Annotated in this window: 13 protein-coding genes; 9 read left to right on the top strand and 4 right to left on the bottom strand. The window is 33.6% G+C overall.

What is annotated here, in order from left to right; genetic code table 11:
* Positions 1 to 40 precede the first annotated feature (40 nt).
* Positions 41 to 487 (bottom strand): TerB family tellurite resistance protein, encoded by a 447-nt coding sequence (locus V5J73_RS06005; protein ID WP_338648289.1) that lies wholly within the window; start codon positions 485 to 487, stop codon positions 41 to 43.
* A gap of 310 nt (positions 488 to 797) precedes the next feature.
* Between V5J73_RS06005 and katG the strand changes: the two genes are divergently transcribed.
* Complete coding sequence (gene katG, locus V5J73_RS06000; RefSeq protein ID WP_338648288.1) at positions 798 to 3,053, top strand: catalase/peroxidase HPI; 2,256 nt, start codon at positions 798 to 800, stop codon at positions 3,051 to 3,053.
* Between the two features lie 429 nt (positions 3,054 to 3,482).
* On the opposite strand, the gene V5J73_RS05995 is transcribed toward katG, so the two are convergent.
* Together V5J73_RS05995 and V5J73_RS05990 are read right to left on the bottom strand one after the other, a co-directional pair.
* Complete coding sequence (locus V5J73_RS05995; RefSeq protein ID WP_338648287.1) at positions 3,483 to 5,063, bottom strand: NADP-dependent glyceraldehyde-3-phosphate dehydrogenase; 1,581 nt, start codon at positions 5,061 to 5,063, stop codon at positions 3,483 to 3,485.
* Between the two features lie 59 nt (positions 5,064 to 5,122).
* The gene (locus tag V5J73_RS05990; RefSeq protein ID WP_338648285.1) at positions 5,123 to 5,434 is read right to left on the bottom strand and encodes a rhodanese-like domain-containing protein; all 312 of its coding nucleotides are present in this window, start codon (positions 5,432 to 5,434) and stop codon (positions 5,123 to 5,125) included.
* A gap of 287 nt (positions 5,435 to 5,721) precedes the next feature.
* Here V5J73_RS05990 and V5J73_RS05985 point away from each other — a divergent pair, with 287 nt between their 5' ends.
* The 8 genes from V5J73_RS05985 (at position 5,722) to V5J73_RS05950 (ending at position 11,151) form a co-directional block, all read left to right on the top strand.
* Positions 5,722 to 6,348, top strand: coding sequence for a Crp/Fnr family transcriptional regulator (locus V5J73_RS05985; protein WP_338648284.1), 627 nt, complete (start codon positions 5,722 to 5,724; stop codon positions 6,346 to 6,348).
* Between the two features lie 58 nt (positions 6,349 to 6,406).
* Positions 6,407 to 7,195 (top strand): sulfite exporter TauE/SafE family protein, encoded by a 789-nt coding sequence (locus V5J73_RS05980; protein ID WP_338648283.1) that lies wholly within the window; start codon positions 6,407 to 6,409, stop codon positions 7,193 to 7,195.
* An 82-nt stretch (positions 7,196 to 7,277) separates the two neighbouring features.
* Complete coding sequence (locus V5J73_RS05975) at positions 7,278 to 8,693, top strand: MBL fold metallo-hydrolase (protein WP_338648282.1); 1,416 nt, start codon at positions 7,278 to 7,280, stop codon at positions 8,691 to 8,693.
* Positions 8,694 to 8,717: 24 nt separating this feature from the next.
* On the top strand, positions 8,718 to 8,921 hold the full coding sequence (locus V5J73_RS05970) for a YgaP family membrane protein (RefSeq protein WP_338648281.1): 204 nt from the start codon (positions 8,718 to 8,720) through the stop codon (positions 8,919 to 8,921).
* Position 8,922: 1 nt separating this feature from the next.
* Complete coding sequence (locus V5J73_RS05965) at positions 8,923 to 9,759, top strand: methyltransferase domain-containing protein (protein WP_338648280.1); 837 nt, start codon at positions 8,923 to 8,925, stop codon at positions 9,757 to 9,759.
* A 24-nt stretch (positions 9,760 to 9,783) separates the two neighbouring features.
* On the top strand, positions 9,784 to 9,990 hold the full coding sequence (locus V5J73_RS05960) for a hypothetical protein (protein WP_338648278.1): 207 nt from the start codon (positions 9,784 to 9,786) through the stop codon (positions 9,988 to 9,990).
* A complete protein-coding gene (gene trxA / locus V5J73_RS05955) occupies positions 9,983 to 10,285 on the top strand; it encodes a thioredoxin (protein ID WP_338648277.1) in 303 nt (100 codons plus the stop codon). The genes V5J73_RS05960 and trxA overlap by 8 nt, the downstream gene beginning before the upstream one ends.
* A 137-nt stretch (positions 10,286 to 10,422) precedes the next feature.
* Entirely contained in the window at positions 10,423 to 11,151 is a 729-nt protein-coding gene (locus tag V5J73_RS05950) for an LOG family protein (protein ID WP_338648276.1), read from the top strand.
* Here V5J73_RS05950 and V5J73_RS05945 read toward each other — a convergent pair.
* Positions 11,135 to 13,276, bottom strand: coding sequence for a response regulator (locus tag V5J73_RS05945; RefSeq protein ID WP_338648275.1), 2,142 nt, complete (start codon positions 13,274 to 13,276; stop codon positions 11,135 to 11,137). The two genes, V5J73_RS05950 and V5J73_RS05945, sit on opposite strands and share 17 nt — an antisense overlap.
* Positions 13,277 to 14,134 lie beyond the last annotated feature (858 nt).

Here is a 14,134-nt window from a genome sequence, read left to right as displayed (position 1 = left end):
AACTCATTTAAAATTTTATAATTCAGCATGAGATCGTCATTTATATCCCTTTTATGTTGCCTTTATTTTTCAAGAAAATAACTTCAATTATTTTACTAGTCATTGCCGCATCAATTTTTAGATGGTTTGACAAAACTTCAATCACATTTTTTTCTTCTTTTTCTAACATCCCATCAGCGAGTAACACCTCTAAAGCTAAAGCAAATACAGTTTCTTTATCGGCTTCGTTAATAAGTTCACAACAAGCAGAAATGTACTTTAATTGCCCTAGTTCTGCTCTTAAATGCGATGATTTTACATAAAGAGGCGCAATATCAATTCCAGAAAACTTCTGTTTAGAATACAATAATCTAGATAATGACGCCCTTTCCGATTCTGTAATTTGGCTATCCGCACTGATACAAGAATATAAAATCCCAACCCAAGCTTCAAATTCAGAAGTTACTGTATTTTGGTCTGTATTATTTTTATCTTCAAATGAATTCATATATTTTTTTTTGCTAAAGTTACTGTGAACCGCTTTAAGGAGTGCTAAGATTTAATAATAAATTGTGATTTATTTTTTAGATATCACTACACTTCAAAATACAAAACCAAATGTGATTCACACGAAACTATAAACTAAATGTATTTAGATAACATCTAAATGAATTGATATCCATTTAATTAAACATTTTTAGTAAATTTATACATCACTAATACCACAAACAACTATAGTTTTTATCTATTAGAAATAAAAACAGGTACGAATGTTTTTTGGTAAATTCGCTTTAAGTAAATAAAAAATCAATCATACTATGGAAAATAACACAAATCCAAGCTCAACATCCTACAATGTCAACGGTGAAAGCAAATGTCCGTTTTCAGGTGGAGTAGCACCAAAACAAAACGCTGGTAGCGGAACTAGTAACCGTGACTGGTGGCCAAATCAGTTAAAATTAAATATCTTACGACAAAACTCCTCTCTTTCTAATCCGATGGGAGAAAATTTCAATTATGCTGAAGAATTCAAGTCTTTGGATTTTGAGGCCTTGAAAAAAGACATTATGGATGTTATTACTACATCTCAGGATTGGTGGCCTGCTGATTATGGTAGTTATGGGCCTTTCTTTATTAGAATGGCTTGGCATAGTGCAGGTACATATCGTATTGCAGATGGTCGTGGTGGTGCAGGTTTTGGAACGCAACGTTTTGCGCCACTAAATAGTTGGCCTGATAATGCAAATCTAGACAAGGCTCGCTTATTGTTATGGCCACTTAAACAAAAATATGGCAAGAAAATTTCTTGGGCTGATTTAATGATTTTAACAGGTAACTGCGCACTTGAATCGGCTGGTTTTGAAACTTTTGGTTTCGCTGGTGGACGCGCAGATGTTTGGGAGCCACAAGAAGATATTTACTGGGGTTCTGAAAAAGAATGGTTAGCGCTTAGCAACACTCCAAATAGTCGCTATTCGGGTGATCGTGATTTAGAAAACCCTTTAGCTGCGGTACAAATGGGTCTTATTTATGTAAACCCAGAAGGTCCTGACGGCAATCCTGATCCGTTATTAGCTGCCCGTGATATTCGTGAAACTTTTGCGCGTATGGCGATGAATGACGAAGAAACTGTAGCGCTTATCGCTGGAGGACACACCTTAGGAAAAACTCATGGTGCTGCAGATCCAAATAAATACGTGGGTCCAGAACCTGCTGGAGCGCCTCTTGAAGAGCAAGGTTTAGGGTGGAAAAATACCTATGGAACCGGAAATGGAGATGACACGATTACTAGCGGTCTAGAAGGTGCTTGGACAACTACACCCGTAACTTGGAGTAATAACTACTTCGAAAATTTATTTGGATTCGAATGGGAATTGACTAAAAGTCCAGCTGGTGCACACCAATGGAAACCAAAAGGCAATGCAGGGGCAGGCACAGTACCAGATGCACACGATCCTTCAAAAAGCCACCAACCTTTTATGCTGACTACTGACTTGTCTTTACGAGTTGACCCTATATATGAGAAAATTTCAAGACGCTTTTTTGAAAACCCAACAGAATTTAATGATGCATTTGCTAGAGCTTGGTTTAAGCTAACCCACAGAGATATGGGGCCAAAAGCACGCTACTTGGGTCCAGAAGTTCCTGCTGAAGAATTAATTTGGCAAGATCCCGTTCCAGCGGCTACCCATCCTTTAATTGATGAGCAAGACATAGCTGCACTTAAAGCAAAGATTCTTGCTTCAGGATTATCTGTATCTGAATTGGTAGCGACCGCATGGGCATCAGCATCTACTTTCCGTGGTTCTGATAAACGTGGTGGCGCAAATGGTGCTCGCATCCGTTTAGAACCTCAAAAAGATTGGAAAGTAAACAATCCATCTCAATTAGAGAGAGTATTGAGTAAATTGGAGAATATCAAAAATGAATTTAATAGCACTATATCTAATGGCAAACAAGTTTCAATTGCAGACTTGATTGTTTTAGGTGGTAGCGCAGGAATTGAAAAAGCTGCAGCAAATGCTGGACATAATGTATCTGTACCTTTTACTCCAGGAAGAACAGATGCTTCGCAAGAACAAACAGATGTAGAATCATTTGCAGTTCTTGAACCACAAGCAGATGGATTCCGTAATTATGTTAAAACAAAATATACTGTTTCTGCAGAAGAAATGTTAGTAGATAAAGCACAATTACTGAACTTGACTACTCCTGAAATGACGGTCCTTGTTGGTGGTATGCGTGTGCTAAATACCAACTTTGACCAATCACAAAACGGTGTTTTCACAAAGCGCCCAGAATCACTTACAAATGACTTCTTTGTAAACCTACTTGATTTAGGTACAACATGGAAAGCTGTTTCTGAATCAGATGATGCTTTTGTAGGAAGCGATCGTATTGCAGGCGGATTAAAATGGATTGGAACTCGCGTAGACCTTATTTTTGGTTCTAATTCAGAACTGAGAGCCCTTGCCGAAGTTTATGGTTGTGGTGATGCTCAAGAAAAGTTTGTAAAAGACTTTATCGCAGCTTGGACTAAAGTGATGAACTTAGACCGATTCGACTTAGTTTAATATTAGAATTTATAATTTGTTTGAAAAGGTGATCTGGCAACGGATCACCTTTTTTTATTTTTTAGTTTGATTTGCAGACTGATTATACCTAAATAAAACTTGTTCATTAATCTTAAAAAAGATTCTAGATTCTGTATTACCAGCCATAAAGTGGCACTAATCCCTCCTTTTTGGATGGCTTCGTGCCATTAAATGACTTCTGCTAATGTGATAGATAACTAACCCTAAATTAATCTATACCAACAAATCTAAATATTTTCATTTTCAATGCTTTACGGTTTCCCGTAAAACATTGAAAATGAAAATATTTAAAAAGACTTAGACGTATTACATAATTTTTTCAGCATAAAAATCTCATTGGCAAACTCAATCCCATAAAAAAAGCCGCCACGAAAAACGAGACGACTTAAATTTTTAATTAAAAAGAGATTACAAAATATAATCGGTATTAATAAAATTAGATTCTTTACTGCTCAATAATTCTTGTAAAATAGCATTGTTATACTCATTGTCTTTAGAGGCAACAAAGGTTCTAATCGAGAAGGAACGCAGGGCATCGTGGATACTCAATGTTCCTACTGCCGAATCTTTTCTTCCTGTAAAAGGGAAAACATCTGGTCCTCTCTGGCAAGAACTATTCAAGTTTACTCTGCACACTAAATTTACCAAAGCATCAATAAGCGGCGCAATTGTTTTAATGTCTTTTCCAAACAAACTCACTTGTTGTCCGTAATTTGATTCGGCCATATCGTTCAAAGGCTCTTGAATGTCTTTGAAAGAAATAATAGGGACAACAGGACCAAATTGCTCTTCGTGATACACACTCATTTCTTTATTTATAGGGTATAATACTGCAGGAAAAATATAATTTGACGAATGCTTTCCTCCTTTTTCATTGATTATCGAAGCACCTTTACTAGTAGCATCATCAATTAATTCCTGAATGTATGCTGGTTTTTCTTTTTCTGGTAAAGGCGTTAAAAAAACAGCTGCATCCCAAGGATTTCCAAAAACCAATGCGTCTACTTTGGCAGCAAAACGCTTGTTAAATTCATCTGCAATAGACTCGTGCACATACAAAACTTTCAAAGCCGTACAACGTTGTCCATTGAAGGATAAAGAACCCGCAATACATTCTTGTATAGCCAAATCTAAATCGGCATCCGGAAGGATTATTGCAGGATTTTTTGCCTCCAAACCTAATATCAAACGCAATCTGTTTTTATTAGGATGTTGATCTTGTAATGCAATTGCTGATTTACTGTTTCCGATTAAAGCCAAAATATCTACTTTCCCAGATTTCATTATTGGCGAAGCCACTTCACGTCCACGGCCGTACACAATGTTGATGGCTCCTTTTGGAAAACTACTTCTGAAAGCCTCCAATAAAGGTGAAATTAACAACACACCGTGTTTAGCAGGTTTAAAAATCACAGGATTCCCCATAATCAAAGCAGGAATCAGCAACGAAAAAGTCTCATTCAACGGGTAATTATAGGGCCCAAGGCATAAAACAACACCAAGCGGTCCTCTACGAACCATGGCATTTATTCCTTGCACTTTAGAAAAATGAGCACTTCGGCTGTTTAATTCTTTCAAACTGTCGATTGTATCGTAAATATATTCTACTGTTCTGTCAAATTCTTTTTCAGAATCACCCAATGATTTTCCAATTTCCCACATCAATAATTTAACAACTTCCTTGCGGGTTGTTTTCATTTGTGTAACAAAATTTTCCATACACTTTATACGATCGGCCACTTTCATCGTAGGCCATAATCCTTGACCATTATTATACGCTGCACTGGCTGCATTGACTGCTTCCAAAGCCTCCGCTTCACCCATAAAAGGAATTGAACCTAATATAGTTGGGCCATATTCTTCTGTAGATGAAATCGTTGAAAAAACTGGAGTGGTCTGACCCGTCCATTTTTTTAATTCTCCGTCAACTAAATACGTATCTTGATTTAACAATGTACTAATTTGATATTCTTCTGGTATTACATTCATACTCAAGTATATTATCTTTAAATTTTAAATAAACAAAACCTAGTTGGTCTTTTTTAATTTTATGGAGCAACTACTTCTCCATCCCATTCCATAATACCACCCATTAAATTATAGGCATTTTCAAAACCCAGCTCGTTCATAATTTCACAGGCTTTTGCACTTCGCATTCCGGATCGACAATACACATAATAGTTTTTGGTTTTGTCTAATGCTTCAATCTCAGCGATAAAACCTTGTCCTAAATGGATATCGATATTAATGGCATTAGCTATAATTCCTTCGTTAAATTCGGCTTCGGTTCTCACGTCTAAAATTACTGCGTTTTCGTCAGTTTCAAATTGAGAAACCCAATCTTCTTGTGTTAAATTCATAGTGATGTTTTTTGTAAAAATACAAAGATTTTAGCTAACAATAAAGGCTCTGTTTGTTAATTGGATAATATTCATAAGAAAACGTTTTCGCAAAACATTAACTATCAATAAACTATAAAATAGACCTTAATTTTTACGAAAAATAGCCTATAAAATCCATAGGAAATATATAAACAAAATAAAATCAATAAAGTCTTTTCCTTTTGTCAAAAGTCAAAAAATTACCCGCGCTTTTCCAGTTTTTTAAACTACTTTTACAATACAAACGACTGAAAAAAGACTCAAAAATGCTTGATCCTATAAAAAAAAATTTTCCTTCATTTTCCAATGATTTAGTGAAAGAAATAGATGCTAATGCAACTATTCATTCCTATCAAGCAGGAACAATTATTATACGAACTGGGCAGTACATCAAAAACACTGTTTTAGTAATTAGTGGGAAAATAAAGATTTATCGTGAGGATGAAAATGGTGGTGAATTCTTCATGTATTATTTGCAACCTGGACAAGCTTGTGCAATTTCTATGATTTGTGCTACCAAAAACGAGAAAAGCCAAATAATGGCTAAAGTAGTTGAAGATGTTGAATTGATTATGGTTCCACTTCCGTTAATGGATAAGTGGATGATGCAACACCGCAGTTGGTATGAATTTGTCATTAGTTCGTATCGCAGTCGCTTTGAAGAAGTATTAGAAGTTATTGACAGCATTGCTTTTAGAGCAATGGATGAGCGACTGGAATTTTATTTAAAACGACATGCCGATGCTTGTGGTTGTAAAGAATTGAAGCTATCACATCAGGAAATCGCATCCGAGTTGAATACCTCAAGAGAGGTAGTTTCACGTTTGTTAAAAAAAATGGAACAACGTGGTATCGTTTCCTTACATCGCAACAACATTGAACTTTTAAAATAAATCAGGTCAATGAAATCCATTTTTTGTAACTATAACTGGAATTTCAAAAAAAATTAAAATGGAATATTTAGGCTATGTTGCTTCAATTATTATTGGACTCTCATTAGGATTGATTGGAGGTGGAGGATCTATACTTACTATTCCTATTTTAGTTTATCTCTTCAAAATAAATCCAGAAATTGCCACTAGCTACTCGTTGTTTATAGTGGGGATTACTTCCTTATTTGGCTGTATCAGTCACTATAAAATGGGAAATCTTAAAGTTAAATCGGCGCTATATTTTGCTATTCCTTCGATTTTTTCTATCCTAATTGTCAGAGAAGTCATCTTTCCAAAAATAGCATCCACCATTTTTTCAATCGCCTCTTATCAAGTATCAAAAAACTTTCTGATTATGATAGTTTTTTCAGTACTCATGATTGCTGCCGCTGTAGCGATGATTCGCAAAACAAAAAACATTCCTACTCCACCTACAACAAACTATACACAGCTAGGAATCATAGGATTCATCATTGGGATTGTGACTGGATTCCTTGGAGCTGGAGGCGGTTTTTTGATCATACCAGCGTTACTTTTTTTTGCAAATTTACCTATGAAACAAGCCATTGGCACCTCATTATTGATTATCTTTATTAATTCATTTATTGGTTTTGGCGGAGACGTTTTTAAAGGCATCTCTATTGATTATAAACTACTTTTTACCATTTCGATCATTGCCATCATTGGAATGTTTATAGGCACTTATTTATCTAAAAAAATTGATGGTGCAAAACTTAAACCAGCTTTTGGTTGGTTTGTATTAGTGATGGGAATTTATATTATTATCAAAGAATTATTCTTAAACTAAAAAAAAATGGAATGTAACAATTGTCACTTTTTATCCTAAAAAACAGAAGTACATTTGTACTATACAACTAAAAAACACAATCATGCAAATAGAACAAATATATACGGGATGTTTAGCACAGGGTGCTTACTACATCACCTCAAATGGTGAAGCAGCTATTATTGATCCGTTACGAGAAACACAACCCTATTTAGACCGATTAGAACGAGATAATGTAACTTTAAAATATATTTTTGAAACTCATTTTCATGCTGATTTTGTTTCTGGCCACCTAGATTTAAGCCGAGCAACTGGCGCTCCTATTGTGTATGGTCCAAATGCAGCCTGTGAATTTGAATGTATTTCTGCTAATGATGGACAGGAATTTTCTATTGGAAACATCAAAATAAAAGTATTGCACACTCCTGGACATACCATGGAAAGTACTACTTTTTTATTGATTGATGAAAACGGAAAAGATCATGCTATTTTCTCGGGAGATACTTTGTTTATTGGAGATGTAGGAAGACCAGATCTAGCACAAAAAGCGGCACACCTAACACAAGAACAATTAGCAGGTATCCTATTTCATTCCTTAAGAGACAAGATTATGACTCTGGCAGATGATGTCATTGTTTATCCGGCTCATGGTGCAGGAAGTGCCTGTGGTAAAAATATGAGTAAAGAAACCGTATCTACTATTGGCAACCAAAAAGCAACAAATTATGCCTTGCGTGCCAACATGACTGAAGCCGAATTCATACAAGAAGTTACTGAAGGTTTATTGCCTCCTCCAGCCTATTTTGGTATGAATGTGGCCATGAATAAAAAAGGATATGACAGTTTTGAAAACGTATTGCACTTAGGAATGCGTGCGCTATCTCCAGAAGAATTTGAAGTGGCTGCCGAAGAAACTGGAGCCTTAATTTTAGACACCCGAAAAAATGGGGAATTTGCTAAAGGGTTTATTCCTCAATCCATAAATATTGGAATTGATGGTGATTTTGCACCTTGGGTTGGTGCTTTGATTGCCAATGTGAAGCAACCCATATTAATAGTTTCTGAAGTGGGGCAAGAAGAAGAAACCGTTACGCGTTTAAGTCGCGTGGGCTTTGATAATCTAATCGGGCACTTAGAAGGTGGTTTTGCTGCTTGGACAAAAGCTGGAAAAGAAATTGATATCGTAAATAGAATCACAGCCGAACAATTGGCCAAAGAAGTTAAAATTGGTGAAAGTCTAATAATCGATATCCGTAGAGAAAGTGAATACTGCGCTGAACACATCGATGAGGCCTACAACAAGCCTTTAGCGGCAATAAATGACTGGATAAAAGATATCAATCCAAAAGAACATTTTTACTTACATTGTGCAGGCGGATACCGCAGCATGATTGCGGCTTCGATACTGGAAGCTCGTGGTTTTAGAAATTTTACTGAAATTGAAGGCGGCTTTAATGCTATTGCAAAAACAGATATTCCAAAAACAGATTTCGTTTGCCAAAGTAAAGTTTTAAAATAATTGACAACCAAATAATACTGTACAATGAAAAAAAATATGGGATTAACAGACAAAATTATTCGTATCGTATTGGCAGCAATTGTAGCCATACTGTATTTTACGAATACAATCAGCGGTACTCTAGCGCTTGTTTTAGGACTATTTGCCTTTATTTTTTTACTAACTAGTTTTGTGAGCTTTTGCCCTTTATATGCTCCGTTTGGAATTTCAACCCGAAAAAAAGTATAAAATGTCTGAGTTAAAATGCTGTATCACTTCTTGTGAAAAACCACTTGATGCATCCTATTGGGAATCGCAATATGAGGCCAAAACTACTGGTTGGGATTTAGGCACAATAGCGCCACCATTACAAACGTATATAGATACTATTTCAGATAAAAATTGTAAGATTTTGATTCCTGGTTGTGGCAACAGTTATGAGGCAGAATATCTTCTAGAACAAGGCTTTACTGCTATTACGGTTATCGATATTGCACCAACTGCAGTTGCTAAACTAAAAGAAAAATTCAAAAACAATACTAACATTCAAATTATACTGGGTGATTTCTTTGAACATCAAGGAAAATATGATGTAATTATTGAACAAACATTTTTTTGTGCCTTGCCACCTAGTATGCGTCAAAAATATGTTTGGAAAATGCACCAACTCTTATCAGAAGAAGGAATTCTGGCGGGATTACTATTTAATAGAACGTTTGAATCTGGACCACCTTTTGGCGGAAGCAAAGAAGAATATGAAATGCTTTTCAAAGGAGCTTTTGATATTTTAAAAATGGAAGTATGTCCAAATTCAATTGCTCCAAGAGCGAACTCAGAATTAGTATTCGAACTGAAAAAGAACGCTCGAGTTGCTGTTAGACACTATGACTTTGAAGGAATTACATGCAGTGACTGTATGAAAACCATCACAAAAAAACTGCTGGAAATTGAGGGAATTATAAATGTGAGCATGAACACTAATTTTGATGAAGTACTGATTGTCAGCAAAAATGAAGTAGCAATCGAAGCATTGCAACAGGTTATTTCTTATGACGAGAAGTATCTAATCAAAAAAACAAACCAATAACTAATTTCCTATTTTCGAAAAGAAATGAAAGCATTATTATTTACAAATTGGCATATTATGCGCTGGGTTCGTCTGGTGTTTGCCTTATTTTTATTTGCTCAAGCCTATATTTTGAAAGAATGGATGTTCATTGGATTTGGACTATTTTTCTTCATTCAGGTCGTTTTTAATTTAGGTTGTGGTTCTAATGGTTGTGCAATCCCTAACAATAAATACACTAAAGATGAGTAATTTTGATACGATTATCAATTCAGACAAACCAGTCTTAATAGACTTTTTTGCCACATGGTGCGGACCTTGTAAAATGCTAAGTCCCATTTTGAGAGAAGTAAAAGACAGCTTAGGTGATACCGTTTCCATCATTAAAATTGATGTGGACAAAAACCAACAAATTTCAAGTCAATATCAGGTTCGTGGCGTTCCTACTATGATTTTATTTCAAAATGGAAAACAATTATGGAGACAATCTGGTGTACTATCCAAAGAGGAAATTATCAAAACTGTTTTGGAAAAGAGCAATAAATAGCTACTATTATTTACATGATTACCATTCTTTTAGGATAAAATTATTGAGTTTAAGCAGTATAGTTTTTTTCAAGTGATATTTTAGTTTCGTCTTATAACTTTTAAAAATTACTATTATTTTCTTAACTTAGTCTCACTATGGAAAAGCCACACCAATATAGACTTTCAAAATCCGAATCTTTATTTGTAAGAGAGCCTTTGACACGATTAAAAAACTTATTTTTTATTTTCAAAGTCCAATACAACTTCATAAGAGCTTTTCAAAAAATGCATTTTATTGGTCCTTGTGTTACTGTTTTTGGCTCAGCGCGATTTGGCCCAGAAACCGAACATTATAAAAATGCCGAAAAAATTGGTGCCGAAATAGCAAAACTAGGGTTTACAATAATGACTGGAGGTGGTCCTGGAATTATGGAAGCTGCAAATAAAGGGGCTTATGAAGCAGGAGGATATTCTGTAGGATCTAATATTGCGCTTCCTATTGAGCAAAAACCAAATCCCTACTTACACAAATGGATCTATATTCCGTACTTCTTTGTGAGAAAAGTGATTCTAGTAAAGTATTCCTATGCTTTTGTAGTTATGCCAGGAGGAATTGGAACGCTTGACGAATTATTTGAAGCATTAACTCTGATTCAAAACAAAATAATTAATAATTTCCCGATAGTAATATTTGATACTGAATACCACAAAGAATTGTGTCATCATATTCAAGTGATGTCGCAAAATGAAAGTATCAGCCCCGAAGATATGAGTTTGTTATTTGTGACTGACTCCGTAGAGGAATTGATTGAACATTTAAAGAAACATGCTATCAAAAAATTTGGTTTAAAAAAGCTGGAATACAAATCTAAACGATGGATTTGACTACAAAGTTTTTAAGTTTTAACCATTTAAAAAGCACTTGTTCCAAGTCAGATCGTATAATTGGTTTCGAAAGATAATCATCCATTCCTGATTCTAAACACTTTTCCTTTTCACCTAACATAATTCCGGCAGTTAGTGCAATTATAGGAATATTATTGTATTTCTTTAGTTTTTTAATTTCGGTGGTAGTTTCATAACCATTTTTGTGTGGCATTTGAATATCCATTAAAATAAGGTCTAATTCCTCTTTTTTATACAATTTGATTGCTTTTTTTCCATCTGAAGCTTCGAGTATTATACTTCCCGGAAGAATCGATTTAAGTAATGTTTTTATCAATAACATATTGATTTTATTGTCTTCAACTACTAATATTCTTTTATTTGAAACATTTTTGATCTTGAGCGATTCCTCTTCGTTTTCAAGATTACAATCTAAATATTCTAAATTATTTTCATGGTTTGATTTAGCTAATGCAACTGTAAAGAAAAATGTACTTCCTTCTCCGTAATGACTGTTCAGTTCTAAAGTACTGTTCATTAAAGCTAAAAGTTGGTTTGTAATCGCTAATCCTAAACCTGTTCCCCCATATTTTTGCGTAATCGTATTGTCCTCTTGGACAAACGATTGAAATATTTTTTGATGATTTTCATCTTTTATGCCAATACCAGTGTCTTTAACCAAAAACTGCAAACGACATTGATTTTCATTTTCTGTAGCTACAGTTTTAACACTTAAAGCAACAGAGCCTTCCTTTGTAAATTTCATTGCATTACCAATTAAATTTACAAGAATCTGTTTCAATCGGACAGAATCCACGAAAACATAATTCGGAACATTTTTATCCAGATTTAATAATAAATCTATTTTGCGTAATTCTGCATCATATTTAAAAATATCTATTACATGATGAATCAGTTCAATAAGATTAACTTCTTCAATATTCAATTCTAATTTACCCGATTCAATTTTTGAAAAATCTAAAATATTATTGATAATATCAATTAATATAGTAGCTGATTCATGAACGGTATTCATATATTCAGTCTGATTTTTATCCAGCTTTGTTTTCATCAACAAATCTGTAAATCCAATTATTCCGTTCAAAGGAGTCCTAATTTCGTGACTCATATTAGTTAAAAAACTCGATTTAGCTCTATTCGCTGCTTCGGCTTGATCTCTTGCTTGAATCAATTCAATTTCTAATTTTTTTAGCTCCGTAATTTCAATAAAACTAATTACTACTTGGGTAATTTCTCCATCACTATTAAAAACAGGGAAACCATTTAACAAAAACCATTGAATGGATTCATCCTCTCTTTTTTTTATTCCAATAATAGTTTTTTTAAGAGAGGTTTTATGAGTTAGAATCTGGTTTACTGGGTAATTCTCTTGATCCAAATAGTTATTATCTTCACCTATAAAGTCCCAAATAGGATCAAAAACTCTTTTGCCATTCATCTGATCTTTATTCAAGCCTATCAATTGAGAAGCTTTAGTATTAGAAAAAATGATTGAAGTGTCCTTGTTGTGCAAGATAATACCAATGTCTAGGTTGTTCAATAATTCTCCATACCGATCCTCACTTTCTTTAAGAGCAGATTTAGTCAACTTTATCTGCGTAATATCTACTGCAGCAATTAGAACTTCGGTACTATTTTCAGTCAAAACACCTGTTAAATATACATTTATGGTACGATTATTATCTAAAAGTAATTTAACTTCACAACATTCTTTTATATTTTTTTTGAAAACAGAATCTAAAAATCTATCGAAGAGTAACTTTGTGTCAGCTGAGATAAAATCACTAAATTGACTGTTTATCAATTTTGATTTGTCTTTTTGTAATAATTTAGATCCAGTAAGATTGAGTTGCGCAATTGTCCCTAAGTTTGTTAATGTAAAATACCCTGAAGGAGCAAAATCATACAATTCAGTATATTTTTTCGTAGCAATTTCAGCTTGTTCTTTGGCTAAAATAAGTTGTTCTTTTTGCTGCTCTAATTCTATTTGATGCATTTCTAATTCATGGATTAGTTTTAATGCATCCACTTCTGGAAATTTTGAATCAATTATTGAATGCTTTTTTTGTTGGAAATCTCCTGCCTTATTCTCAATATTTTCCATATGTACTATTTTTATAAATACTTTTTATGTTTTCTGACAATTGAAAATTTAACACTTTTACTTGTGTACTGCTATATCATTTACAAAACTTAATTTTTGTGATTAAGAATAAAAGCCAAACTAACATGCAGCACATAGCTTTTATAGTGAACTCTTTTACTATTCTTCTTGAATCTGAAAGGAAATATTCAGATTTTGTAACTACTTATTCTTCTTTTAGTATCTATTTCAGACACATTACTTTGCTCGATAAAAAAATCGAATGAGCAACTTTTTCGTTACAAGTTCTTTTGTGGAGGAAATTATATAAGCTACAATAGCTTTTATTGTATTGTGTGGTATTGTTTTAAATGGCACCAAGGTAGGTTCTTGGATTAAAACAAAACTATTTTTTTTTATACCGAATTGCACCCTAAAAAAATAATTTCAATACATTTTTTTAATTCATCTAATTGTAAATCTGTCTGCTGATACTCTAATAGCAACTATTCACAAATCACTTTAATTAGTAAAACATGTACTTCCGTATAATATCTAATCAAGAATTTCACCTTCCCCCTGGCTAATTCTATCTTTTTTATCATTTCAAAATTAGAATTTTTCCATCATATTATTAGTTGAATCAGATTTTAGCTTCAAAATTATAGTTGAAATTTTAAATTTTATTTTTAACAATTGTTGTTTTTTTTTCGAATTAAATTAATATTAAGTATCAAACTTAACTTGACATTTCAATATTTACTGACGCCATATTGTTTTTAATCAAAATAAATTAACTAAAACAAATCAAAAAACCTCGTTAAATATAATAAATATATGAATTTTTAACAAGAAACAATAAAAATAAATAGATAAACA

Source organism: Flavobacterium sp. KS-LB2, from assembly GCF_036895565.1.
GTDB lineage: Bacteria > Bacteroidota > Bacteroidia > Flavobacteriales > Flavobacteriaceae > Flavobacterium.
The sequence above is the reverse complement of the archived record's forward strand: the minus strand, read 5'-3'. Positions and strand labels throughout refer to the sequence as shown.